This window comes from Klebsiella sp. CN_Kp066 (assembly GCF_040065135.1).
Taxonomy (GTDB): Bacteria; Pseudomonadota; Gammaproteobacteria; order Enterobacterales; family Enterobacteriaceae; genus Klebsiella; species Klebsiella oxytoca.
In genome coordinates this window covers 148,009-171,325 of the sequence record NZ_JBEAIU010000025.1, presented here as the reverse complement: position 1 = coordinate 171,325, position 23,317 = coordinate 148,009, and the positions used below count along the sequence as shown (strand labels likewise).

Annotated in this window: 22 protein-coding genes and 1 pseudogene; 10 read left to right on the top strand and 13 right to left on the bottom strand. The window is 58.5% G+C overall.

From position 1 onward, the window contains the following. Positions 1-151 precede the first annotated feature (151 nt). Positions 152-1,180 carry an LLM class flavin-dependent oxidoreductase gene (locus ABLV75_RS07260; protein ID WP_004100857.1) on the top strand — a complete coding sequence of 343 codons (1,029 nt, stop codon included), beginning with the start codon at positions 152-154 and terminating at the stop codon, positions 1,178-1,180. A 51-nt stretch (positions 1,181-1,231) separates the two neighbouring features. Here ABLV75_RS07260 and ABLV75_RS07255 read toward each other — a convergent pair whose 3' ends face one another. From ABLV75_RS07255 to ABLV75_RS07235, 5 genes are all read right to left on the bottom strand, one after another. Continuing rightward, positions 1,232-1,567, bottom strand: a complete 336-nt coding sequence (locus ABLV75_RS07255) for a gamma-glutamylcyclotransferase family protein (protein ID WP_024273992.1) — start codon at positions 1,565-1,567, stop codon at positions 1,232-1,234. 105 nt (positions 1,568-1,672) lie between these two features. Continuing rightward, positions 1,673-2,431, bottom strand: a complete 759-nt coding sequence (gene dsbG, locus ABLV75_RS07250) for a thiol:disulfide interchange protein DsbG (protein WP_032734763.1) — start codon at positions 2,429-2,431, stop codon at positions 1,673-1,675. Positions 2,432-2,472: 41 nt separating this feature from the next. Beyond that, the gene (locus tag ABLV75_RS07245) at positions 2,473-3,195 is read right to left on the bottom strand and encodes a DsbA family protein (protein WP_024273993.1); all 723 of its coding nucleotides are present in this window, start codon (positions 3,193-3,195) and stop codon (positions 2,473-2,475) included. 6 nt (positions 3,196-3,201) lie between these two features. Further along, the gene (locus ABLV75_RS07240) at positions 3,202-5,226 is read right to left on the bottom strand and encodes a protein-disulfide reductase DsbD domain-containing protein (protein WP_032734766.1); all 2,025 of its coding nucleotides are present in this window, start codon (positions 5,224-5,226) and stop codon (positions 3,202-3,204) included. 47 nt (positions 5,227-5,273) lie between these two features. Next, a complete protein-coding gene (locus ABLV75_RS07235) occupies positions 5,274-5,654 on the bottom strand; it encodes a hypothetical protein (RefSeq protein WP_016807368.1) in 381 nt (126 codons plus the stop codon). A 948-nt stretch (positions 5,655-6,602) separates the two neighbouring features. On the opposite strand from ABLV75_RS07235, the gene leuO reads away from it, so the two are divergent. Both leuO and ABLV75_RS07225 read left to right on the top strand, forming a co-directional pair. Beyond that, the gene (gene leuO, locus ABLV75_RS07230) at positions 6,603-7,550 is read left to right on the top strand and encodes a transcriptional regulator LeuO (protein WP_016807369.1); all 948 of its coding nucleotides are present in this window, start codon (positions 6,603-6,605) and stop codon (positions 7,548-7,550) included. Positions 7,551-7,862: 312 nt separating this feature from the next. Next, complete coding sequence (locus ABLV75_RS07225) at positions 7,863-8,342, top strand: hypothetical protein (RefSeq protein ID WP_162556713.1); 480 nt, start codon at positions 7,863-7,865, stop codon at positions 8,340-8,342. A 185-nt stretch (positions 8,343-8,527) separates the two neighbouring features. Here ABLV75_RS07225 and ABLV75_RS07220 read toward each other — a convergent pair whose 3' ends face one another. Further along, entirely contained in the window at positions 8,528-9,496 is a 969-nt protein-coding gene (locus tag ABLV75_RS07220) for a PDR/VanB family oxidoreductase (RefSeq protein ID WP_016807371.1), read from the bottom strand. Positions 9,497-9,509: 13 nt separating this feature from the next. Continuing rightward, on the bottom strand, positions 9,510-10,547 hold the full coding sequence (gene hpxD, locus ABLV75_RS07215; RefSeq protein ID WP_004112020.1) for a molybdenum cofactor-independent xanthine hydroxylase subunit HpxD: 1,038 nt from the start codon (positions 10,545-10,547) through the stop codon (positions 9,510-9,512). Between the two features lie 125 nt (positions 10,548-10,672). On the opposite strand from hpxD, the gene hpxR reads away from it, so the two are divergent. Further along, positions 10,673-11,605, top strand: a complete 933-nt coding sequence (gene hpxR / locus ABLV75_RS07210) for a LysR family hpxDE operon transcriptional regulator HpxR (protein WP_004100870.1) — start codon at positions 10,673-10,675, stop codon at positions 11,603-11,605. Positions 11,606-11,872: 267 nt separating this feature from the next. Here hpxR and hpxO read toward each other — a convergent pair whose 3' ends face one another. Then, positions 11,873-13,027: an FAD-dependent urate hydroxylase HpxO gene (gene hpxO, locus ABLV75_RS07205; protein ID WP_004100871.1), complete on the bottom strand. Its 1,155-nt coding sequence runs from the start codon at positions 13,025-13,027 to the stop codon at positions 11,873-11,875. A gap of 346 nt (positions 13,028-13,373) precedes the next feature. Here hpxO and ABLV75_RS07200 point away from each other — a divergent pair, with 346 nt between their 5' ends. Genes ABLV75_RS07200 through uraH form a run of 3 tightly spaced genes read left to right on the top strand, consistent with a single transcriptional unit; the run spans position 13,374 to position 15,557 of the window. Beyond that, positions 13,374-14,756: a nucleobase:cation symporter-2 family protein gene (locus ABLV75_RS07200; RefSeq protein WP_004100872.1), complete on the top strand. Its 1,383-nt coding sequence runs from the start codon at positions 13,374-13,376 to the stop codon at positions 14,754-14,756. Further along, on the top strand, positions 14,734-15,234 hold the full coding sequence (uraD, locus tag ABLV75_RS07195; RefSeq protein ID WP_004100882.1) for a 2-oxo-4-hydroxy-4-carboxy-5-ureidoimidazoline decarboxylase: 501 nt from the start codon (positions 14,734-14,736) through the stop codon (positions 15,232-15,234). The genes ABLV75_RS07200 and uraD overlap by 23 nt, the downstream gene beginning before the upstream one ends. Beyond that, positions 15,231-15,557: a hydroxyisourate hydrolase gene (uraH, locus tag ABLV75_RS07190; RefSeq protein WP_004100883.1), complete on the top strand. Its 327-nt coding sequence runs from the start codon at positions 15,231-15,233 to the stop codon at positions 15,555-15,557. Before uraD ends, uraH begins: the two co-directional genes overlap by 4 nt. Before the next feature lie 147 nt (positions 15,558-15,704). On the opposite strand, the gene guaD is transcribed toward uraH, so the two are convergent. Both guaD and ABLV75_RS07180 read right to left on the bottom strand, forming a co-directional pair. Next, positions 15,705-17,024, bottom strand: a complete 1,320-nt coding sequence (gene guaD / locus ABLV75_RS07185) for a guanine deaminase (protein WP_032704642.1) — start codon at positions 17,022-17,024, stop codon at positions 15,705-15,707. Between the two features lie 109 nt (positions 17,025-17,133). Next, entirely contained in the window at positions 17,134-18,621 is a 1,488-nt protein-coding gene (locus ABLV75_RS07180; RefSeq protein WP_023320685.1) for an NCS1 family nucleobase:cation symporter-1, read from the bottom strand. Positions 18,622-18,764: 143 nt separating this feature from the next. Here ABLV75_RS07180 and ABLV75_RS07175 point away from each other — a divergent pair, with 143 nt between their 5' ends. From ABLV75_RS07175 to puuE, 3 genes and pseudogenes are all read left to right on the top strand, one after another. Next, complete coding sequence (locus tag ABLV75_RS07175; RefSeq protein ID WP_004100889.1) at positions 18,765-19,481, top strand: GntR family transcriptional regulator; 717 nt, start codon at positions 18,765-18,767, stop codon at positions 19,479-19,481. Continuing rightward, positions 19,481-20,356: pseudogene (gene hpxA / locus ABLV75_RS07170) on the top strand (allantoin racemase). The gene ABLV75_RS07175 and the pseudogene hpxA overlap by 1 nt, the downstream one beginning before the upstream one ends. Further along, entirely contained in the window at positions 20,241-21,173 is a 933-nt protein-coding gene (gene puuE / locus ABLV75_RS07165) for an allantoinase PuuE (protein ID WP_004100893.1), read from the top strand. Before hpxA ends, puuE begins: the two are co-directional and overlap by 116 nt. A gap of 170 nt (positions 21,174-21,343) precedes the next feature. On the opposite strand, the gene hpxZ is transcribed toward puuE, so the two are convergent. Genes hpxZ through hpxX form a run of 3 tightly spaced genes read right to left on the bottom strand, consistent with a single transcriptional unit; the run spans position 21,344 to position 23,309 of the window. Further along, positions 21,344-21,730 carry an oxalurate catabolism protein HpxZ gene (gene hpxZ / locus ABLV75_RS07160; RefSeq protein WP_004100894.1) on the bottom strand — a complete coding sequence of 129 codons (387 nt, stop codon included), beginning with the start codon at positions 21,728-21,730 and terminating at the stop codon, positions 21,344-21,346. After that, positions 21,727-23,124, bottom strand: coding sequence for an AtzE family amidohydrolase (locus ABLV75_RS07155; RefSeq protein WP_004100896.1), 1,398 nt, complete (start codon positions 23,122-23,124; stop codon positions 21,727-21,729). Before ABLV75_RS07155 ends, hpxZ begins: the two co-directional genes overlap by 4 nt. Next, positions 23,121-23,309 (bottom strand): oxalurate catabolism protein HpxX, encoded by a 189-nt coding sequence (gene hpxX, locus ABLV75_RS07150; RefSeq protein ID WP_004100898.1) that lies wholly within the window; start codon positions 23,307-23,309, stop codon positions 23,121-23,123. Before hpxX ends, ABLV75_RS07155 begins: the two co-directional genes overlap by 4 nt. Positions 23,310-23,317: the final 8 nt, after the last annotated feature.

Here is a 23,317-nt window from a genome sequence, read left to right as displayed (position 1 = left end):
AAATAGCTTTATCAATTTATTTGAAGTATTCGGTTAAACAAACGATATTTATTCTCACCTGGTTACGCGTAGAGTAGTGGGATACGCGGCAGACACGCTTGTCATAAGGCGCGCTCTACCGACGACTCCCTGCAAACCAGGAAACTTCGTCATGAAAAAGATTGGCTTTTTATCATTTGGTCACTGGACGCCGTCGCCGCAGTCCGGAACGCGTGCAGCCGCTGATGCGCTGTTACAATCCATCGACCTTGCCGTCGCCGCCGAAGAACTGGGCGCGGACGGCGCCTATTTCAGGGTGCATCATTTTGCTCGCCAGCTTAGTTCCCCGTTTCCCCTGCTGGCTGCGATAGGGGCGAAAACCAAAAAAATTGAAATCGGCACCGGCGTGATCGATATGCGTTATGAAAACCCGCTGTATATGGCAGAGGATGCGGGTGCGGCGGACCTCATCTCCGGTGGCCGCCTGCAGCTGGGTATCAGCCGCGGCTCTCCGGAGCAGGTTATTGATGGCTGGCGCTATTTTGGTTACGTCCCGGGCGAAGGCGAAAACGAGTCGGATATGGCGCGTCGTCACACCGAAGTGCTGCTGGACGTCCTGCGCGGGGAAGGTTTTGCGAAACCCAATCCGCAGCCTATGTTCCCCAACCCGCCGGGGCTGCTGCGTCTGGAACCGCATTCCGAAGGTCTGCGCGAACGAATCTGGTGGGGCGCCGGTTCGAATGCTACCGCGAAGTGGGCGGCAACGCTGGGTATGAACCTACAAAGTTCGACGCTGAAGGATGATGAAACCGGGGAACCGTTTCACATTCAGCAGGCGAAACAGATCCGCGCCTATCGCGAAGCGTGGGCACAGGCGGGCCATACCCGTACGCCGCGCGTCTCGGTTAGCCGCAGCATTTTCGCCCTGATGGACGATCGCGATCGTCTCTATTTCGGTTCAGGCCGTGACGAGAGTGATTCGATCGGTTTCCTCGATGAGAAAACCCGCGCTATTTTCGGCCGCAGCTACGCCGCAGAGCCGGACAAGCTCATCACGCAGCTGAAACAGGATGAGGCCATCGCCGAAGCGGATACGCTGCTGTTGACGGTGCCGAACCAGCTGGGCGTGGAATATAATGCGCATGTCATTGAGTCGATTCTGAAGCACGTTGCGCCGGCAATGGGCTGGCGCGATGCCTGAGTTAGTCGCGGTCGATGCCCCGCCGGCAATCGCTGTGCGGGGCGAAATCGTCTACGGGATCCTCTTCGGCTGTAGCTGGTAGGTCCAGGCGGTCACTCGCTGACCCTCATCGGTGGTGACTTCAACAGCAACGCGATCGTAGCCCTCTTCGAACGCATCCAGCATGGCCCAATGGGCCTCGAGATTCGCCGACAGAAACAGAAAGCCGGGCACCCGGGGGCCGTTTTTGTCGAGAACAATGCCCGGAAAATCTGCTGCTGCTCCCCAGCCGCGTTCATAAAAGGTGCCGGTGACGTAGCCTGGCTGCCACTCTCCGCCAATGCTGTCCATAATATGGGCGTTAGAGTGGCCCGGGCGCAGCGTGCCGTAGACAAATAAGCGTTCCATTATCCCTCATTAACTCAAGCGTTGAAGACCCAAACGGGCAGAACAGGCCATAAAATACGAACTCTGGCCTGGGTTGGCAAGGCGCCCCGCAGAGCGCCTTATCTGTCAGGGCGCTGGCCCGAACATCTCCCGCAGCTGCTGTTCGTCGGGCATGCCGATGACCTGCTGGAGCTCATTCTGCTCATTCATGTAATAAATAGCCGGCGTCGCGCTGGCGCCCAAATCATCCATCAGTTTTTGATGATGCTGAAGAAGATTAAAGGTGTCGCGTGGAGTAACGCCCTCAAAATGCGGCACTTTTTTGCCGCCTGAAAGCTCATACTCTCGCCACGCGGCGGCCGGATCGCGCGCGTTCAGGATTGCCGTAGCGTATCGGCCGCTTTTCGGGTTGAGAAAAGCAACGAGCAGGGTATTTAGCTGGACCTTGCCCGCTTTTACCCACGGCTGCGCCGCCGACCAGAACGCTTTGCACCAGGGGCAGAAAGGATCGGCAAAGACAAAGATTTTTCTGGCAGCCGAATCCGCACCTTCCTTCAGCGGACGAGCATTATTCAGCGTCTGCCACATTTTGCGGCCTGAAGGGGTATAGATGGCTTCCTGAAAATAGGCCTCGCTAAGGTTTTTACCTTTTTCGTCATACAGATATCCAGAAATCACGTGCTTTCCGTCCGGCGTCAAAAACAGGGTCACCCCCATATCCTGATACTGGCCGATCCACCCTTTTACCCCGCCGGGCGAATCGATCTCTTTAATCAGGGCGATCCCTTGCTGTTCGCCAAAATTTTTCACTATCTGAGGGAGAGCTTCCCCGGCAGATGCCAGGCCCGGCATTATCCAGGCCGCCAGCAGTAGAATGTATTTCATCTCATTATCTCTGAATTCCGGGGGGGCCACCCCGGAGAGGGTTACTGTTTTTTCAGCGCGTCGCTGACCATGGCGTCAAATTGCTCCCAGGGGATCCAGCCCGACAGCATCTCGTCGCCGACGATTGTGGCTGGCGTACCCTGAATGCCGAGCTTTTCGGCCACCAGCAGGCTTTGCTTAATCGTCGCCAGGCTTTGTTCATCCGGCGTTGCTACGCTGACCCCGGCCTTCGTCTTGGCTTGCTCAATGCTGGCGCCGTCGTGATATCCCTTTTTTGCCATCAGGATATGGTTAAATTTCACAAACTGTTCAGGATGCGCACGCCACAGAGTTAGCGCAGCCCTTGCCGAAGTCAGCGAACTTTCAGAACGCCAGGGCAGAAATTTAAAGACCACGGCAACATCCGGATATTTCTCGACAATCTTCTGCAGATACGGGTCAAACTTTTTGCAATACGGGCAGTTGTGATCCGTAAAGACGACCAGCGTCAGCTTCGGTCGCTGCGCGCCGATACGCGGCGAGTTGGGATCGTGAAAGATAACATCGCCGTACTGAGTAAGAACCTGCTGAAGCTGTTCCTGCCCGGCAAGGGCATTCTGCCGATCGAGCTTTTCGGCGGCGGCGATCAAGATTTCGGGATGATTAAGCAGCGTCTCCTGCACCAGTGCCTGGACGCGAGCCTCCTGCGCAGGGGTAAGCGGCGAAGATGCCAGTGTCGGCAAAGAGGCCGAAAGAAGAGTGAAAGCAAGCAGCGTTTTTTTCATCGTAAATTAACCTTTGGCACGGCTGAGGGCGTTGAGGACGGTTTGTTTATCGAGCAGCGGCGACAGTATGTCGCCTTGCGGCTGGCCTGGGCCGTAGACCTGATTAAACGGAATGGCGTAGCGATTTCTGCTTCGCAGGAAACGGGCGATCGGTTCGGAGGGCAGACTCCAGTCCCCGCGCAGCGCTACTACGTCGGGCTGGGAGAGCGCGCTAATGATGGCGGGCTGATTTAATACCCGATGTTCATTCACTTTGCACGTCACGCACCAGTCGGCCGAAATATCGACAAAGACCCGTTTGCCCGCCGCCAGCGCGTTCTGGATAGCCTCCTCGCTAAGGGGCTGCCAGCGGATCGGCTGAGCCATTGCCTCCGTGGTAGCGCGCGCGGGTTCTCCTGCCAGCAGGCCGCGAAGCTGGAAGCCGGCAAACGCCGCCAGCGCAATAATCACCAGCCAGAAGGCAGATGTCGTACGCTTATGGGTTACCCGTAGGGCGGCCAGCGCCGCCAGGGTAAGAACCAGCGCAATAATGCCGCCGGGGGTCTCACCCAGATGGAGGCCCAGCAGCGTCGTCAGCCAAAAACTGGAGGCCAGCATCATGAGGCCGAGCGCCATTTTCAGTGAATTCATCCAGCGACCGGGGCGCGGGATCAGAGCGGCCGACCCGGGCAACAGGGCGACGAATAGCCAGGGGATGGCCATACCCAGCCCGAGCGCCAGGAAAATTAGCCACAGTTCCTGCAGTGGGGCAGCAAGCGCAAAAGCGACGGCGGTCCCCAGGAAGGGGGCAGAGCAGGGGGTCGCCAGCAGCGTGGCAAAAATGCCTTCACAGAAACTGCCCGCCATGCCGGTGCCGCCGGCGGTCGCCATCCGGTTAACGGCTGATGACGGTAGCAGCACCTCGAAGACGCCAAACAGGTTGAGCGAAAAGATAAACGTAACGGCAATCATTAAGCCGATAAACCAGGGGTTCTGGAACTGGATCCCCCAGCCCAGGGACGCGCCGGTAAGCTTCAGTATCGTTACCATCAGCGCCAGCAGGACAAATGAGGTCAGAATACCTGCGCTGGTAGCAAGAAAACGCCGCCCGATCGCGCGCTTATCTGACCCGGACTGCAGCACGGCGCTGAGCTTCATGCCCATTACCGGCAACACGCAGGGCATCAGGTTAAGAATTAATCCGCCGATCAGGGCAAAAAGCAGCATCTTCCAGAGGCTAACCGTTGAGGTTGGCGCAAGATCTGCGCCGATCGTCAGACTGGTCTGCTGCGCCTTTGCGCCATTTGTCAGCACCAACGACAGCGCTTTCCCCGCAAGGGTTGCGGGCTCTTCCCCCCATTCATCGGTTACCGGTACCGTTACCTTGAGGCTGGCGCCCTCGGTACGGAGGCGCGGAGCGCCAGCGATTATCCCGCCCTCCATGGGATCAAAAAAGATAGCGGGGTTTTTCCACTCACCGACCGTGGTGGCGGTTATCACCAGGTCGCTGCCGACCCGATGCGCGGCGAGATCGTCCGACACGCCTTTATCAGTCGGAATGGTTCGCATCGCCTGTGCAAAAGCCTCCTGAAAACCGGCAGTGGCGGGCTGACTCAAATCCAGACGCAGCCTGTAGTCGGTTAACAAACAGACGTTGCTGCAGGTGGATAGCGTGAGCGTACCGTCCAGCAGGTCGCCGGGAACGGCGGTGATGATTATCGGGATAACGACCCGCTGATGGTAGCCCTGGGTCGTCAGACCGGAAATCTCGAACCTTGAGGGAACCGGCCAGTACCACTGCGCCTGTTCACCGTTATGCCAGACGATTTGCGGGGCGACGCCGCCCTCACCCGGCGAGCGCCAGTAAGTTTTCCAGCCGGAAGCCAGCTCAATAGAGAGCAGGGCGTCGATCCGATCGTTCTCTTTCTCCGCCTGGAAGCGGACCCGGGCGTGGTCGTTCTGTGGGGATGTCAGCCATCCGGTGTCTGCCGCATGAGCAACGCTCGCGCAGGTCAGCAACAGGAAGACGAGGCCCCTGAAGATATTCAGCATTATTTTCTCCGTGAATTAAAAAATTAATCGTTTAAAAAACGATTTTTTCATTCACGGAAAACGCAGTTTTTGAGATGAATTCGTAGCGTGGGCGGCCGAACGGGATCGTCCCGGAATACCCAGGCACGTGCCGCGGCAGGCAGCTGAAGCAGAGTAAGGAACAGAATGATGGCCGGTAAGGCGCCATCGAAGAACAGCGGCTGCGCGCAGAGCAGAGATTTGGCGCTCAGCTGACAGGGAGAGGGCCCTTGCTCAGCTTCATCCGCTGACGGCTGCTGCGACAGTGCGCTGACGGCGGGTTCCTGAACCTGGCGCGCGGCGTTGTCCAAAAAATGGTGTACATAGACCGCCCGCTGAACAAGGCAAATAGCCATGACCAGGCAAGTCAATACCAAAAACCATTTTCCAGGAAGCTGACGATTGCGCATAGGTGACCCGTACGTTTCAGAACCGAGGATCATAAACAATACTTATCAATGTTCAAGAGGGTACCGTGTAAGGTTTTGTCTGTCTGCTTAACGGGGCGGCGACTTTCCAGCAGATAGCGCTGTCACAGGGATATTTCATGCATTTATATTATTTACATGGCTAATTATTCTCGATACCATGCGCGCCGCTCATCGTTATCGGCACGCCGCTGCTGACGTTGAGCGATTAGCATCTGACCGCCATTAGCTCATCAGGAAGAGCGAACGACGTACGTTGTAGGGAACGGGGTTCGAGGCCTCGATGGCGGCCCAAATCCGATTTAGCCCACTGATTAACATTGCACACCTGGCAACCGCCGACCGTCCGTCAGCCTTTCCCGGTCATCACGCGCGCTAAAGATGCTAGCGCTGAAATTAACGATTTCTTTATCACAGTCCGATAATCGCTTTATGACGATTACTGCATTGAGGTGACCATTACGCGTGTAATAGTTTCCGTTGTCAGTTATTCATCGCGATGGAATGTTAATGAAAAGTATTATTGGTTACCGCCGGTAAATTAATATCTGGATTTTGGTTTTTTCTGCGATTTACCTAAGAACATCTTAATAATTTCAATGAGAATTAACTTATTCGGATTAAGTCGCGTATTTTTCAGAAATTTCACCACTTTTTATATGGTATTCTCTTTTGTTCAAGGAGTGAACGAAAGGAAAAATAATGCTTTACCGCTATGCCGTTTTCTCCAGAAAACACAACACGTTTCATATTCTTCTGCTGTTTACCATTTTACTAATAAGTTTCGTCCATTTGAGCGTGCTGCTGGAAACCGATAACACATGGCTACTGTGGCCGATGATGATTTATCTGCCTGTTTTTTTGCTTTGGCGAAAGGTCTCAGTGTTACGAAGCAGGATCGCTGATTAATGTGCTGGTGGAGTTCCCTACATGAGTGAAAATACAATATCTAAACCAACCTCTGAACCGAAAGTCCTGCAGCCCGTATTACGGAAAGTCGATCTTAACCTGCTGACTATTTTCGATACCGTTATGCAAGAGCAAAGCTTAACCAAGGCGGCACAAACGCTCGGCATGTCTCAGCCAGCGGTGAGCAGCGCGGTATCGCGCCTCAAGGTGCTGTTTAAGGATGAACTGTTTGTCCGTAACGGTCGTGGGATTAAACCGACCGATCGCGCCTTTCAGCTATTCGGCTCGGTTCGACGCGCTCTGCAGCTGGTGCAAAATGAGCTACCGGATACGCTGTTCGATCCGCTGGACTGCGAACGTATTTACCATCTTTGCGTCTGTAGCCCGCTGGATAACTATCTGACACCGCTTATTTTTAATAAAGTGAGCGAGATTGCGCCTCGGGTCAGTCTCTCCTTTAAATCTACCCTAAGCCAGCAGGTCATCAACCAGCTTCGCTATCAGGAAGTTGAATTTGTTCTCGATTACAACAAGTTCAACCACCCGGAGTTCACCAGCATCCCGCTGTTCAACGATCGCATGGTGCTGGTGGCCAGGCGGAATCATCCGCGTATTGCATCGCCGTTGACCGAGCTGGATATTTATCGCGAGCAGCACGCTACCGTCGCGCTGGATCGCTACGGCTCATTCAGCCATCCCTGGTATAGCTCTGAGGAACAGCAGGCCTGCGTCGCATTCCACGGAAACGCCATGGTCAGCGTGCTGAGCGTGGTGTCGCAAACCAATATGGTGGCCATTGCGCCTGAGTGGCTGGCCAAAGAGTTTGAAGAACAGTTTGCGCTCCAGCTGCTGCCGCTGCCTTTAGAAATGAACAGTCGCACCTGCTATCTTTCATGGCATGAAACGGCGGCCCAGGAGAGGAGCCACCGCTGGATGGCGGAATTGCTGATTAACATTTGCCAGCGTTAATGCTATTGCAAAAAATGCCTGGTGGCACGCCAGGTATTTTATGACTCCTTAATCAATCCTGGAACAGAGAAATATAATCATATCTGATTTTTTCGCTTCCTGGCGGCATAATTATCTGACGAAATGCGCTATCTAAATATTATTCATCTTTGAAACTACATTTAAATATCTTTTTGCAGAAAATTTATCATTTCTCAGGCAGGGGCCACCGACGATTTCTATACTCTGATTATCCAACCGGGCGGCGACCTCAAGCAGAGGATGATGTTAATGGGCACAAAGATAACCATCGCCGTGGCGAGTGCTGCCCTGATGGCTGCGTCGACGGCCGCAGAGGCTGATGAAATCACTCTTTATTCGGTTAATACCGGCTCCTGGATCTATCATCTGTCAAACAATCACGGCCAGTACACCGAGGGCTTTGATAACCAGTTTGCCTCGGTTGAACGCAAGTTCTCCGCGGATTCGAAGTACAGCCTGCTGGTCGGGACGATGAAAAACAGCTTTGACGATCGCTGTATTGCGCTCGGGGTACGCCGCGACTGGGCGTCGTTGGGCAACGGCTGGGTATTTAAGGGGATTTATGGCTACGTCGGCGAATTTTTCTTCGATGCTTTTGAGCACTGCGGCGACCATGGCTCATATAAGGATTTTAAAGATGCGACCGGCATTGGATTTTCTCCCTATATTTACCATGGTCTCCAGTATAACTTTACCGATTATTTCGGCATCGAAAGCGGAATTATTCTCCCGGCCGTTTTTGTCATCAGCGTGCAGTGGAGTTTTCGTTAATACTGCATACAACATTCGCCAGCCGCGATGTTTTTCATGTATCGCGATAACGCCTTTACTTCATAAGATTATTGCTTGAGGCAATGGAGCCTGTTAAATCGTACTTATTCGTCATTAACCCTCGGTGCCCCCGCTGGCTTATGATTGATTGTATTACGGGCAGGTCACAGGCCAACGCCGCCGGGCTATAAATCAATGCACAAATTCGCTGACCGGCTGCGCGAGCAGCACAGGGCTATCTGCTGCGCGCTGGCGGATTTCTCTGCCTCCGACTGCACGGTATCGCGGTGGTCGACGATGCCTTCAATAACCGGCGTCAGGCAGGCGCCGCAAATCCCCATTTCGCAGGAGAGGGGGACGGCGATGCCGTTCTCCTGGAGGACCTGAGCGATGGTTTTATGCGCGGGTACCGGCCAGCGTTCGCCCGAGGAGGCAAGGATCACGTTAAAGGTGTTTTCCTCTGCGCACGCCGCTGGCGTAGCGACAGGCTGAAAGGCTTCGCTGTGGATCCGCGCTTCCGCCCATCCCTGCGCCAGGGCGGCCCGGTGCGCGGCGGCCATAAATCCTGCCGGCCCGCAGAGATATATCGGCTGCCCGGCATGTGCACTATTCAGCGCCGCATCCAGGTTTTGCCTGGCGCTGCGCCCTTCGCTTGAACAGTGAATTACCACGCTTTCGGCGCTAAATCGCTGTTGCAGTTCGCGGATAAACGCCCCGCGCGCGCGGCTCTTAAGATAGTAGTGCAGGGTAAACGGCACGCCTTCTGCCTCCAGCCTTAGCGCCATGGCATACAGCGGCGTAATCCCGATGCCGGCGGCCAGCAGCGTCACCCGCTCTGCCGCCTGCAGAGGGAACAGATTGCGCGGAGGGGAAATCAACAGCGTCTGGCCGGGGCGCAGCTGCTGATGAATGTAGCGCGAGCCGCCGCGGGATGCGCTGTCGAGGGCCACGCAAATCAGATATCCGTCAGCGACGCTATCAGGGCCGGTCAGCGAATACTGGCGGATAATGCCGCACGGCAGATGAACGTCAATATGCGCGCCGGGCTGCCAGGCAGGGAGCGTCTGACCCTCCGGCGCCACCAGCCTGACGGCGAGGCTCTGGCTTCCCTGACGCCAGAGGCCGTCGACAATGACCTGTAATACCTCATTCATAGTGCTGCTCCACTTACACGAGGAAAAAATCGCCGAAGCCCATTTTCTTCAGCCCGCGCCGATAGGCGATGGAGCTGCGGTCGGCAGGAATATGCGCTTCCAGCGTTAAATCCAGCGGCAATCTTTCCGGGCGCTGGGTCTCTACCATCATGCGGTCTTCCTCAAAGACGCGCAGGTTAAAGGCGTGAACGTCTTCCACCGGTACGTGCAGATCGAAATTGCGCGCGATGGGCGCGAACATACGAGTAATGCGCGAGGATACCGGCGAGGCGGCGTTCATAATCACCAGCCTGGCGTCCTCGGGGAAATGAATCGTCAGGGTGGCGGTAAACGGCAAATGCATTTCAAAATGGCGCAGCCACTGGAAGCCTTCCGGCGCGCGAAATTCGGTGCTGGCGGGATAGTTGCCGACTGAACTCCAGTAATCGGCGATAAACCCAAACGCCGTCTCCTGCGGGTTGTAGTCCGGCACCACCTGGTTATTGGGGTCGGCGAAAGTCCCGGTATGGATCCAGGCAAAATGGGCAACATCAAGAAATCCCTCGACCTGGCGACCCGCAAAACCGTTGACCTCAAAAGCCGGGCAGTTGATTTGCTGAAAGCCATCGTCGTGCCAGTGCGGCATCACCGGCAGCGGCATCGGGTCTTGCGGATCGAAGGCCAGGCAGGTCCAGATCAGGCCATAACGTTCTTCTACCGCAAAGCTGGTGAGGTTGAGTTTCGCCGGTACCGGCTGGTCGGGGCTGGAAGGGATACGGTTGCAGCGGCCATCCTCACCGAAGCGCAGGCCGTGGTACGGGCAGACAATTCCCTCTTCATCGTGAAAACCGAGCGTCAGCGGTACGCCGCGATGGGGGCAGACGTCGCGTGCAACGACCACCTGGCCCTTAATACGATAGATGACCAGCTGTTCATCAAGCAGGGTGGCTTTCACCGGGGCGGGGCCAATATCGCAGGCGCGGGCAACCGGGTGCCAGCATTTTGCCAGGCGCAGCCAGTCCTCTGGCGCAAAGGTGCAGTGGGCGGGTGGGGTAGGTTGTGGTCTGTTCATGGCTTCTCTTCCTGCTCACAAAAATATTTGTTTAATTGTTGTGAGTTTATTGTTGCCATATTAGGGTGTTGACATCCATCAGCAAGAATTCATTCAGCTGTTGCAAAAAAGAGAACAGGTCCACGATGAGCCCATTTTCACGTTTCGCTATCTATTTTACCGAAGTGGCGCGCAGCGGTAGCCTGCGGCGGGCCGGGGAGAAACTGCATATTTCCGCTTCGGCTATCAACCGGCAAATTCTGCAGGCGGAAGAGGATTTCGGCACGCCGCTGTTTGAGCGTCTGCCGGAGGGGCTACGCATGACCACCGCCGGCGAGCTGCTGTACGACAATCTGCTGCGCTGGCAAAAGGAGTTTCAGCTGACGCGGCAAAAGTTTGATGAGCTGCAGGGGCTTAAACGCGGCTCCGTCAGCCTCGGCATGGTGCAGGCGCTGGCGGAAGGGAGCTTTGCCGCCGCGCTGGCGGACATTATCAGCAGCTGGCCATGGCTGGAACTGGATCTGCAGGTGGCGGATAGTCATAGCGTCAGCCAGAAGGTACGGCAGGCGGATCTCGATTTCGGTCTGATTCTCGATCCCGAAGGCCAGGCGGGGCTTAGCGTGCTGGCTTTTGCCGAACTGGAGATGGGGGTGGTGATGTGTCCGGATCATCCTCGGGCGCAGGCTAAAATGCTGTCTTTGGGCGAGCTAAGCGAGGAGCGGCATATTCTTCCCGGCGCGCCGCTGATCGTCCACGAGCGGGTCGCGATGCTCTATCGCCATTATGATTTTTCCCCGACGAACAGCATCAGCTGCAACGATATTCGGTTGATTAAATCGCTGGTGCTTAAAGGCGGCGGCGTGACCCTCCTCAGCCGTCTGGATGTGCTGGAGGAGATCGCGCTCGGCCAGCTGGCGTTTGTCCCGCTGCGCAACCGTCTGCTGCGGCCGCTTACCCTGGCCCTGTGCGCCGCGCCATCACGCCAGCTTTCACGTCCGGCGCAGATGGCGATCCAGAAGCTGACCGCGGTGATGGAGGCGATACAGGGCGGGACAGCGGCTTCCCTCCCGTCTGCGTAAACTGTCCGGCCTGCAATTCTCTGCGGCCTGCTTCCCCGGTGGCGTTGCTGTATGACCGGGCTACGGGTTCCCCGGCGTCTGCGATCCGGTAGCCCGGACAGGCGCGCAGCGCCGCCTCCGGGAATATGTCCTGCCTGAAATACCCTGCGGCCAGCTTCCCCGGTGACGCTGCGCTGACCGGGATACCAGTTCACCACCGTCTGCTGACCGGTAGCCCGGCTAAGGCGTTTACGCCGCGAGCCGGGAAGGGGGCTGATGCCAGGAGCTTTACCCCAGCGGGCCGCCCTGAATGGTTTCGCACAGGCCGTTGATAATTCGCTCTCCGGTTTCGGATTTCAGCTCCTGATACCAGGCTTCCGTCAGCGCCATATCTTTACCGTGGGTCACATCGCAGCGCTTACGCGCCTTCAGCACCAGGTCGCGCACCCGGTCGCAGCGCTGCGCTTCGTACTGACGCAAAACCCCGCTGATATCGCGGCTCTGGCTAAACAACTCCCCCAGCACCACCGCATCCTCCAGCGCCGCGCAGCCCCCCTGGCCGATATCCGGGGTGGTGCTGTGTCCGGCATCGCCCAGTAGCGCAACTCTGCCGCGAACCAGCTTGGCGAACGGTTCAATATCGTGGATTTCAATACGGTTGGTGGTCTGCGGGTCGAGGGCGGCGATCAGCTTCTGCACCTGCGGCGCCCAGCCGCTGAAATAGCGGCTGAGATCCGCCCGCAGGGTGCTGCGGTCCTCGGCCAGCCCCGCCGGGAGCGGGACATCAAAGAAAAAGTAAAATCGCCCCCCGGAAACCGGCATCAGCGAAACGCGTTTCCCTTCTCCGACGAAGGTCGTCCACTGATTGCCGGGCGCAATCGCTTCATCAATATCGACCAGACCGTTCCAGTTAACGTAGCCCGCGTAGCGGCGTTCCGGCGTATAGCCGAGCACGTGCGGGCGTAGCGCCGAATGGCTGCCGTCGGCGGCAATCAGAAAATCGCCCTCCGCCATCGATCCGTCGGTAAACCAGACCCGAACGCCGTCGGCGTTTTCTTCGCAGCGGGTAACGCGTTTACCAAACTGCACTGCCTCCCGTCCCCAGAATTTGAGCATTTCGCGCTGCAATTCGGCGCGGGAAACCGGGCAGGGGCGTCCGCCGGTGCGCGCAATCAGCGGAGCGAGGCTAAATTGAGTCAGCGTCTCTCCCCGCAGATACTCCTTGTAGGCCAGAAAATGCATCGGTCCGCCGTAGTTTTCGATAATATCGCCCATGCCTAAATGCTTCATGCACTTGACGCCGTTAGGCCAGATGGAGATGGCCGCGCCCACCGGCTTGATTTCTTTCACCGCTTCAAACACTTCACAGTGGATACCGGCATTTTTTAATGCCACCGCCGCGCTCAGGCCGCCGATTCCGCCGCCGATAACTAATGCTTTCATTTCCTTCTCCTTTACATACGTCGTTATTGGCTTGAGCAATTTGCGTACCACTTTGGCGCAGGCGCTGATTTCGCCGATTCGGGCTCCCCGCTACCGTGCGGTTGCACAACGTTGGTGCGCACAGCGGCTTTTATTGCCTTTTTATGAATCAATAATTTCTAAATTTTCAATTGAGAATCTAATGTTTCATAGGCGCGCCGAGGTCATATAGCGGGAACGTCGCGAAAAGGATGTGTTATCTGTTTGAAAAAAATGAATAAAATTAAATGTTGCTCAGATGTGAGTGAGTTTGGCCTGTTTTGTGCACCCGTTCCCGCACGCTTATTCGCAACGGGATGAAACGATCATGTCAGATGAAAAAAACGGCGGCTTACTGTACGGCCTTGAGCAGCGGATCCCGCCGCTCCCGGCCTTTTTTAGCGCCTTACAGCACGTACTCGCCGGGCTGGTAGGCATTATTACGCCGCCGCTGATTATCGGCGCGGCGCTGGGGCTGGGGGAGTGGCTGCCCTATTTGATCAGCATGTCCCTGCTGGCTTCCGGCATCGGCACTTTCCTGCAATCCAACCGCCTGTGGGGGATCGGTGCGGGCATGATCTGTATGCAGGGAACCAGCTTTGCGTTCCTCGGGGTGGCGATTGCCGGCGGTATGTGGGTAAAAGGGCAGGGCGGCACGCCGCAGGATATTATGGCCATGCTGTTTGGCGTCAACTTTGTCGCCGCGCTGGTGCCCTGCCTCGTCAGCCGCTTTATTGAACCGCTGAAGCGTATTTTTACCCCGGTGATTACCGGCAGCGTGATTGCGCTGATCGGCATTAGCCTGATCAAAGTCAGCGTGATTAACTGGTGCGGCGGTGAGCAGGCTAAAGCCTTTGCCAGCACGAGCAATATTGCCCTCGGCGCGGTTACGCTGGGGACCATCGTTCTGCTGAGCTGCGCGAAAAACCGCTGGCTACGCCTCTCGTCGGTGGTGGTGGGGATGGCCGTCGGCTGCGCGGCGGCGGCGCTGAGCGGCTCGTTCCAGCTTAAAGGCGTCGGCGATGTCTGGTTTCGCTTACCGCAGCTGTTCCCGTTTGGTTTCCAGTTCAACAGCGCCATTTTTTTGCCGATTGCCCTGGTGTCGCTGGTGTGCATTCTTGAGGCGGTGGGCGACCTGACGGCCAACTGTCTCATCTCTCAGCAGTCGATAGATAACGAAGCCTTCCGTTCACGGCTGAAAGGCGGCATTCTGGCTGATGGCATCAGCTGCATGGTGGCGGCGATGCTGTGCGCGTTCCCCAATACGACCTTTGCGCAAAACAACGGCGTGATTCAGATGACCGGCGTCGCCAGCCGCTACGTTGGCCGCTACATCGGGGTGATTTTGATTCTGCTGGGTTTGTTTCCGCCGTTCGGCGAGATACTGCGCCAGATCCCGGCGCCGGTGCTGGGCGGCGCGACGATGGTGATGTTTGGCTGCGTTGTGGCGGCGGGGATCCGCATTATCACCCAGAAACCGCTGACCCGCCGCGATATGCTGATCGTCGGTCTGGCCTTTGGTTTTGGTCTCGGCATTGAAGCGGTCCCGGCGTTTCTGACCCACTTCCCGCCGATCGTCGGCAACCTGTTCGGTTCCGCGGCGACCAGCGGCGGGCTGGTGGCGATTGTCCTGAATCTGATTATCCCGGAAGAGAAACCGGCCGCGGCGGCGGCCACAAGGAGTACTGATGATCGCGCTGAATCACTTTAATCAGCTGAGCGGCGAACAGGCCGTCGCCGTGCTGGAACCCTGCGTGGCCGTCTCTGGCTGGGCGGCGACGCTGGCAGCCGGTCGGCCATGGCGCAGCCGCGCGGAACTGCTGGACGCCGCCCAGCGGCTGATGGCAGGTTGGGGGGAAGCGGAGCTGGCTGAGGCGCTGAACGCCCATCCGCGTATCGGCGAAAAGCCCACCGGGCAGCAGGCCCATGCGGCGCTCTCCCGCCAGGAGCAGGGGAGCGTTGATGACCGTGATGCTGCGCTGGCGCAGGCGCTGAAAGAGGGTAACGCCCGCTACGAGGCGCGGTTTGGCCGGGTCTTTTTGATTCGCGCCAAAGGGCGCAGCGGGGAGGAAATCCTGGCGGCGCTGTCGCGTCGGCTGCACAACAGCGATAGCGCAGAAGTACGGGACGCGTTAGCCCAGCTAGGCGAAATTACCTTGTTAAGACTGAAAGGAGCGATTGGCGAATGAGCACCTTAAGCACCCATATTCTCGATATTTCCACCGGCCGACCGGCGCAGGGCGTAAAGATTACGCTGGAGTGCGAAGGCGCGCAGGTTGCCTGCGGCGTCACCGATGATAACGGCCGCATTGGCGAACTCGGTGCCGGGCCGCTGGCGCCAGGACATTACCGGTTAAGCGCGGAAATTGGCGCGTGGTTTGCCGCCGGCGGGCGCGAGACGCTCTACCTGAGCGCGCAGATTGATTTCGTCATCCGCGAGGAGGCGGATGAGCACTATCATTTACCGTTTTTAATTGCCCCCGGCGGCTGGTCCACCTATCGCGGCAGCTAAATGGCCCCGGCGGCGCTACGCCTGGCAGGGCTACAGGTTCTGAATTTCCCCGGAGGCGGCGCTGCGCGCCTGTCCGGGCTACGAGTTTGGCACTGCCTGTGGTCTGGCAGCCCGGACAGGCACAACGTGCCGCCTCCGGGAAAGGGACTACTCCGCAGCCGCATCTCCCCATACGCGCTCGCCGTTCACCCACGTCTCGCTGATATTACGCTCATCGCCCAGGGTCATCAGGACGAACAGCTGCTCATAGATATCCTTGCAGCGCCCGCCGCGTAACCTTTGCAGCGGCGTGACCGCCGGGTCGATAACCACAAAATCGGCCTCTTTACCGGGCTGGAAATTACCAATCTTCTCATCAAGGCGCAGGGCGCGCGCGCCGCCGAGGGTCGCATGGTAAAACGCTTCGCTGGCGCGCAGACGATAGCTTTGCAGCTGGCTGACCTTATACGCCTCGCCGAGGGTGCGCAGCATACTGAAGGTGGTGCCCGCGCCAACATCGCTACCGATACCCATCCGCACCTTGTTCTGCCAGCAGGCCGGTAAACGAAACAGCCCGCTGCCGAGGAACAGGTTTGACGTCGGGCAGAAGGCCAGCGCCGAACCGGTCTCGTGCAGGCACTGCCACTCCGCATCCGCCAGATGAATACCGTGGGCAAATACGCTGCGCTCGCCGGTCAGTCGATAGTGATGATAGACATCCAGATAGTGTTCATGCTCCGGCCAGAGGCTTTTAACCCACGCCACTTCATTGAGGTTTTCGCTCAGGTGGGTATGCAGCCAGGTATCGGGAAACTCTTCCCGGAGCTGCTGCACCGCCGCCAGCAGCTCCGGCGTTGAGGTCGGCGCGAAGCGCGGCGTAATGGCGTATCCCAGACGGCCGCGCTGGTGCCAGCGCTGAATCAGTTCGCGGGTTTGCCGGTAGCTCTGCTCCGCGCTTTCGCTCAGATATTCCGGTGCGTGGCGGTCCATCATCACTTTCCCGGCGATCAGGCGCATATTGAGGCGCAGCGCTTCGTTAAACAGGGCATCCACCGATTCAGGGTGCAACGTACAAAAGACCAGCGCGGTGGTGGTGCCGTGGCTCAGCAGCTGGTTGACAAAAAATTGCGCGATCTCCGCGGCGTAGTCGGCATCGGCAAACTGGCTCTCCACCGGAAAGGTATAGGTGGTGAGCCACTCCAGCAGCTGCTCACCAAATGCGCCGATCATCTCGGTTTGCGGATAGTGGACGTGGGCATCGACAAAGCCCGGCAGCAGCAGCTTACCGCGCAGGTCGCGATAGCCCTTCTGCGGGTGCAGAAAGCGTTCGCCCTCCTGCCACGGCAGCAGCGCCTGAATGCGTCCGTCGCGAAGAAACAGCACGCCATCCTCCAGATAGCGCGCCTGGCGGGCGATATCGTCGGCGCTCTCGGCAACCTCGGCGATATCGAAAAATGCGCCGCGAACCGCGGCATGGTAGTCAAACATCATAGCTGCCCTGTGGGTAAGCGAAAGGATAGGTGGATAAAGCAAGATTGATGCCAGGTTGTGCGGGCGGAAAGTCGCCGCGACGTGACGCCGCGGCGGGGATGCAGGGTTACTCTTTCTGGGCGAGAGGGCTGAAACCAGCGGTGGCGCCGACGCGTTCGTCGCGGGCGATCCAGCGATAGGCCGCGCCGCTCAGGAAGACGCCGATAAACCAGCTAAAGTTAGCCACTTCGTGCAGGGCCGGAATAAAGCTGATGATCAGGCCAATGGCGACGGAGGGCACCAGCGCGGCGATCGCTTTCGGGTTAAAGCCGTTGCGGTACCAGTACTGGCCCCTGGGCGTGTCGTCAAACAGGTCGTTAACGGAAACCTGCCCGCGCTTAATGATGTAAAAATCCACGATCAGGATGCCGAACAGCGGGCCGATAAACGCCCCCAGCACGTCGAGGGTGTAGTGGATCAGCTCCGGCGAGTTAAACAGGTTCCACGGCGTCAGCAGAATAGACCCTACGGCGGCAATCATCCCGCCGGTGCGGAAGCTGATTTTCTGCGGCGAACAGTTAGAGAAATCGAAGGCCGGAGAGACAAAGTTGGCCACAATATTAATCCCGATGGTGGCGGTGATCATGGTCAGCAGGCCAATGGCGACCGCCAGGTCGTTGCCTACGCGGCTCACGGTCTCAATCGGGTCGGTGATCATGCGGCCAAACAGCGACTGCGTGCCGGAGACAATCACCACGGTCACGATGGAGAACAGCAGGAAGTTAAACGGCAGGCCCCAGCGGTTGCCGCGGCGGATCTCGCCCATGCTTTTGCCATAGCGCGAGAAATCGCCAAAGTTGAGCAGCGGGCCGGAGAAGTAGGAGACCACCAGCGCGGTGGCGGTGATCATCTGCCAGGTCTGCTCCCCGGCGCTCAGCGATTTGCTGGCGAGGGTAAAGGAGATCCCGTCAAAACCGGTTTTGTATACAATCCATCCCGCCAGCGCCAGCATCACCACGTAGACCGCCGGGCCGGCGATATCGATAAAGCGCTTGATGGCGTTCATCCCGTGCCAGAACACCATCGCCTGCAGCAGCCACATGGTGGCGAAGCAGAGCCAGCCCAGATGCGACAGGCCCAGGAAGCTGGATGCGGTGAGGGTCGACAGCGACGGCCAGAACTTCAGCAGCACCAGCATCAGCGCGTTAGCGGCGAGATAAGTCTGAATACCGTACCACGCGAAGGCGATAAGCCCGCGGATCACCGCCGGGATATTAGCCCCAAAGACGCCGAACGCCTGACGACAGATCACCGCGTAGGGCACCCCCGCCATCTGGCTGGGCTTTGCCACCAGGTTAGCGCACAGCTGAACGATACAAATCCCCACCAGCAGGCACAGCAGCACCTGCCAGCTCGCAAGACCAAGCGTAAAGAAGCTCGCCGCCACCACGTAGCCTCCCATGCTGTGCACGTCCGACATCCAGAAAGAAAAGATGTTGTACCAGCTCCAGTTCTGGTCGCGCGTCGGCGCCAGATCCTCATTGCAAAGCCGTGGGCTGTATCCAGCGTGGGGATCAGCGGCCTTAACCTGATGCATCGCTTGTGTATTTGGCATGAAACCTGCTCCTGTAAATGAACACCCGTTGAAATGGATTGCTGGTGTCGTTGCAGGATTTGGGCCAAATAGTTAATTTTGTATACAAGAAATCAGTTTTATGTATACGATTCAGTGTCAAAAAGTAAAATTTGGAGTGGTTAATGAACAACCAACAACGGCTGCAGGCCGCGCCAGAGCTGCATGACAAAGACGAGTCCATCTTTCAGGCGCTGATGACCGCTATCGTCGAGCATCAGCTACCGCCGGGCAGCAAACTGCCGGAGGAGGCGCTGGCGGAGGTGTTTGGCGTGAGCCGTACCGGGATCAGAAAAGTGCTACAGCGACTCGCAACCGTGCAAATGGTCATCCTGACGCCCAAACGTGGTGCACAGGTTGCCAGCCCGACGGTTGAAGAGGCGCAGGCGATCTTCCGTACCCGCGCGCTATTGGAAGTGGCCAACCTGCCGGATGTGCTGGCCCGCTGTCAGCCGCCGCACCTGGCGGCGCTGGAAGCCATCACCCGCCAGGAACAGCTGGCCCACGAAAGCCATGACGGCCCGGCGGCGATTCGCTATTCCGCCGAGTTTCATATTCAGCTGCAGGCGATCTCCGGCAATCAGGTGCTCACTGAGATGGTGACCCGCCTGAGCCAGCGCTCTTCATTAGTTATCGCGGCGTGGGGATCGCCGTGGCGGCAGGGCTGCCGCTGCGACGATCACGAACGGCTGATCCAGCTGCTGCGCGATAAAACGCTGCAGCCCCTGAGCGACGCCTTAAGCCACCATTTTGAACATATTGTCGCCAGTCTCTGCTTTGAGCGTTCTGGCGTGACCCTGCCTGATTTTGCCCGGCTGTTTGCCGGCTATAAGGAGCCGTAATGGCCGCCGTTTGTATACAAGTCATCAATCCCAACACCAGCCTGGCCATGACGGAAAGCATCGGCGCCGCCGCGCGGGCGGTTGCCGCGCCGGGAACCGAGATTCTGGCGGTCTGCCCCGGCGAAGGGGTGCCGTCGATAGAGGGCCACTTTGATGAAGCCATCGCCGCTGTCGGCGTGCTCGAGCAAATTAAGGCCGGTCGCCAGCAGGGCGTTGATGGTCATGTCATCGCCTGCTTTGGCGACCCCGGGCTGCTGGCGGCGCGCGAGCTGGCGCAGGGGCCGGTGGTAGGGATTGCCGAAGCGGCGATGCATATGGCGACGCTGGTGGCCACCCGTTTCTCCATCGTGACCACGCTGCCGCGCACCCTGATTATCGCCCGCCACCTGCTGCACCAGTACGGTTTCCATCACCATTGCGCCGCCCTGCACGCCATTGATTTACCGGTGCTGGCGCTGGAGGACGGTAGTGGTCTGGCGCAGGAGAAGGTGCGCGCGCGCTGTATTCAGGCGCTAAAGGAGGACGGCTGCGGGGCTATCGTACTGGGATGCGGCGGGATGGCGACGCTGGCTCAGGAGCTGACCCGCGAGCTGCGCGTACCGGTAATCGATGGCGTCAGCGCGGCGGTCAAAATGGTTGAGTCGCTGGTGGCGTTAGGCCTGTCGACCAGCAAGCAGGGCGATTTAGCCTTTCCGGAAAGCAAGGCGTTGAGCGGCAAATTTCAGGCATTAACCCCGTTTTAAATGAAAGAGGTGGCAGATGGCATTTTTGGCAGAAGATTACCCGCGCGACCTGCGCGGCTACGGCGGACAGCCGCCGCACGCGCGGTGGCCGAACAACGCGCGCATCGCCGTGCAGTTTGTGCTGAACTATGAAGAGGGCTCGGAAAACCACGTGCTGCACGGCGATGCCGGTTCTGAACAGTTTCTGTCCGATATTATCGGCGCCGCCAGCTATCCTGACCGGCATATGTCGATGGATTCGCTGTATGAGTACGGCAGCCGCGCCGGCTTCTGGCGCATCCATAATGAGTTCAGCAAACGGGGATTGCCGTTGACCGTGTTCGGCGTCGCGATGGCGCTGGCGCGGCATCCCGAGGTGGTTGAGGCGATTAAGAGGGCGAACTATGACGTGGTCAGTCACGGCTGGCGCTGGATCCATTACCAGAATATGCCTATCGAGCAGGAGCGGGAGCATCTTCATAAAGCCGTGCAGGTATTAACCGACCTGTTTGGCAAACCGCCCACCGGCTGGTATACCGGGCGCGACAGCCCCCATACCCGCCAGTTGGTGGTGGAGCACGGCGGTTTTGATTACGACAGCGACTATTATGGCGACGACCTGCCGTTCTGGAGCGAAGTGGCCTGTAGCGACGGTTCGCGTAGGCCGCACCTGATCGTGCCTTATACCCTCGACGCTAACGATATGCGCTTCGCCACAGCCCAGGGGTTCAATACCGCCGAGCAGTTTTATACCTATTTAAAAGACAGCTTCGATGTGCTGTACGCGGAGGGGGCCAGCGCGCCGAAGATGATGTCCATCGGTATGCACTGTCGTTTGCTGGGGCGCCCGGGCCGCTTCCGGGCGCTGCAGCGCTTCCTTGATTATGTGCAGCAGCACGACCAGGTTTGGGTCTGTACCCGTCAGCAGATTGCCGACCACTGGCGCGACGTTCATCCGTTCAGGGGGTAAAGTCGTTCCCCGGGTAAGCGCAGCGCAACCCGGGAGCATAGCGCAGAGTGGCATCATTTCCCGGAGGCGATGCTGCGCATCTGTCCGGGCTACCGGATCGCAGACGTTTGCGGACCCGTAGCCCGGGTAAGCGCAGCGCAACCCGGGGGATACCGGGAAATGCGCAGGGCTTAACTCATCAAACTGACCTGAGCGGCGACAATGCGCCAGCCAAAGGGGAAGCGTACCCAGGTCTGCTGCTGGCGACCGATGCGCTCGCTGCCTGCGCGGGTGAATTCGGTGCTACACACCGCGTAATCCTCGCCAAAGGTGGTGATGATGGTATGCCGCAGCTCGCGCTGCAAACCCGCTGCCGGACGGGCGGCGCGAAAGGCGCGGATTTCATCGATGCCGTAAAGATTTTCCCCGGCCCCCAGCCGCACCGTGCGCTTATCGTGCCAGAACAGCTCATCCAGCACCGCGATGTCGTTGCTTACCAGCGCTTCCTCATAGCGGTAAAACGCCGCCGTCACCTCGGCGAGAACCAACGGGCGATTAATCTGTTCTGGGCTCATCATGCGGCGATCTCCACCGGGCGGGCGTTGGTGATGCCCATCTCTTCCAGCGCCCGCGCCGCGCGCAGACAGGCTTGTTCATTAAAGGGCGCGGCAATCAGCTGCAGGCCAATCGGCTGACCGTTCGCCGTGCGCAGCGGCACCGTGACGACCGGCAGTCCAAGGAAGGAGATGGGCTGGGTCAGCATCCCCATGCTGGCGCGAATCGGCAGCAGCTGGCCGTTGATCTCCATGGTCTGCGCGCCGATGAGCGTCGCGCTGCACGGCGTGGCCGGGGCGATTAGCACATCGGCATGAGCGAACAGGCCTTTGAACGCCTGCTGCGCATAACGGCGAAAGCGCTGAGCCTGGAGATACCAGGCGGAGGGGATCATCGCTCCGGCCAGCAGCCGTTCGCGGGAGTTCGGCTCAAAACGTTCGGACTGGCTCCGCAGCGCGGGCAGGTACTGGTTACCGCCCTCGGCGGCGCTGATAATAAACGCCGCCGAGCGGGCCAGTTCGGCCTCCGGGAATATCAGCTCCTCATGCGCCTCAAGGGCGTGGGCAACGCTGGCAACCGCCGCACGGGCATCGTCATCGCACCATGTCGTAAAATAGCCGCCGAGCGCGGCGCAGCGCAGGCCATCGAGACCACGCGGCAGCAGATTAGCCGTACGCTCGCTGGCTTTATCGGCCTGAAAACCATCGCTCGGATCGCGCCCCTGCAGCGCATCGTAAACTGCCGCAAGATCGCCGACGCTGCGGGCAAAAGGACCGATATGGTCAAGGCTGGCGACAAAGGGATGACTGCCGGAGCGCGACAGGCGGCCAAAAGTGGGCTTAAGGCCAAAGATCCCGCATAGCGAGGCCGGGACGCGAATGGAGCCGTTGGTATCGCTGCCCAGCGAGAAATTCACCAGCCCGGCGGCCACTGCGGCTGCCGACCCGCCCGAGGAGCCGCCGGCGATCCGCGAAAGATCGTGCGGGTTATGCGTCGCCCCGTAGTGGCTGTTTTCCGTGGTAAAACCGTAGGCGTAGGCATCCATATTTAGCATGCCGGATAATAATGCGCCCGCGCTGTGCAGCTGGCGCACCGCCCAGCTGTCGGCTACGGCGGCAGGGCGATCGCTCAACAGCTGCGCCCCGGCAAGGGTGGTATGGCCGGCGACATCGAACAGATTTTTCACCGCGTAGGGAACGCCTGCCAGTGCGGGCAGGGGCTTTTTTTCCCGTCGCAGGGTGTCGATATTCTCCGCCTCAGCGAGCATGCGCTTTCCGCTGACGTGGGTCCAGGCGTTGATCTGCGGGTTAACGCGAGCGATATTCTCCAGGGTGTGGCGGGCAATCTCTTTGGCGCTGAGTTCGCCGGTGGCCAGCGCGCGCTGGATTTCGTGAATGGTCATTTCAGGCAGCTTCATGCTTTATAGACTCCGGCGATTTCGACGCGCTCGTCGAGGGGAAAGGCCATCAACGGCCCGGCCATGGCGGCAATGCGGCTAAACTGCACTCTGAGTTCTGCGCGCCGCGTATCGTCCAGCTCCAGCGCCAGCAGCTGTTCCATTTGCGAGAGCCAGGCGTCCCATTCGTTCTGCGATGTTGTCATTATCAGCT

Bases quoted from the DNA above. Each gene is read 5' to 3' on its own strand.
- ABLV75_RS07260 (WP_004100857.1), top strand. From the start codon at position 152: ATGAAAAAGATTGGCTTTTTATCATTTGGTCACTGGACGCCGTCGCCG.
- ABLV75_RS07255 (WP_024273992.1), bottom strand. From the start codon at position 1,567: ATGGAACGCTTATTTGTCTACGGCACGCTGCGCCCGGGCCACTCTAAC.
- dsbG (WP_032734763.1), bottom strand. From the start codon at position 2,431: ATGAAATACATTCTACTGCTGGCGGCCTGGATAATGCCGGGCCTGGCA.
- ABLV75_RS07245 (WP_024273993.1), bottom strand. From the start codon at position 3,195: ATGAAAAAAACGCTGCTTGCTTTCACTCTTCTTTCGGCCTCTTTGCCG.
- ABLV75_RS07240 (WP_032734766.1), bottom strand. From the start codon at position 5,226: ATGCTGAATATCTTCAGGGGCCTCGTCTTCCTGTTGCTGACCTGCGCG.
- ABLV75_RS07235 (WP_016807368.1), bottom strand. From the start codon at position 5,654: ATGCGCAATCGTCAGCTTCCTGGAAAATGGTTTTTGGTATTGACTTGC.
- leuO (WP_016807369.1), top strand. From the start codon at position 6,603: ATGAGTGAAAATACAATATCTAAACCAACCTCTGAACCGAAAGTCCTG.
- ABLV75_RS07225 (WP_162556713.1), top strand. From the start codon at position 7,863: ATGGCTGCGTCGACGGCCGCAGAGGCTGATGAAATCACTCTTTATTCG.
- ABLV75_RS07220 (WP_016807371.1), bottom strand. From the start codon at position 9,496: ATGAATGAGGTATTACAGGTCATTGTCGACGGCCTCTGGCGTCAGGGA.
- hpxD (WP_004112020.1), bottom strand. From the start codon at position 10,547: ATGAACAGACCACAACCTACCCCACCCGCCCACTGCACCTTTGCGCCA.
- hpxR (WP_004100870.1), top strand. From the start codon at position 10,673: ATGAGCCCATTTTCACGTTTCGCTATCTATTTTACCGAAGTGGCGCGC.
- hpxO (WP_004100871.1), bottom strand. From the start codon at position 13,027: ATGAAAGCATTAGTTATCGGCGGCGGAATCGGCGGCCTGAGCGCGGCG.
- ABLV75_RS07200 (WP_004100872.1), top strand. From the start codon at position 13,374: ATGTCAGATGAAAAAAACGGCGGCTTACTGTACGGCCTTGAGCAGCGG.
- uraD (WP_004100882.1), top strand. From the start codon at position 14,734: ATGATCGCGCTGAATCACTTTAATCAGCTGAGCGGCGAACAGGCCGTC.
- uraH (WP_004100883.1), top strand. From the start codon at position 15,231: ATGAGCACCTTAAGCACCCATATTCTCGATATTTCCACCGGCCGACCG.
- guaD (WP_032704642.1), bottom strand. From the start codon at position 17,024: ATGTTTGACTACCATGCCGCGGTTCGCGGCGCATTTTTCGATATCGCC.
- ABLV75_RS07180 (WP_023320685.1), bottom strand. From the start codon at position 18,621: ATGCCAAATACACAAGCGATGCATCAGGTTAAGGCCGCTGATCCCCAC.
- ABLV75_RS07175 (WP_004100889.1), top strand. From the start codon at position 18,765: ATGAACAACCAACAACGGCTGCAGGCCGCGCCAGAGCTGCATGACAAA.
- puuE (WP_004100893.1), top strand. From the start codon at position 20,241: ATGGCATTTTTGGCAGAAGATTACCCGCGCGACCTGCGCGGCTACGGC.
- hpxZ (WP_004100894.1), bottom strand. From the start codon at position 21,730: ATGATGAGCCCAGAACAGATTAATCGCCCGTTGGTTCTCGCCGAGGTG.
- ABLV75_RS07155 (WP_004100896.1), bottom strand. From the start codon at position 23,124: ATGAAGCTGCCTGAAATGACCATTCACGAAATCCAGCGCGCGCTGGCC.
- hpxX (WP_004100898.1), bottom strand. From the start codon at position 23,309: ATGACAACATCGCAGAACGAATGGGACGCCTGGCTCTCGCAAATGGAA.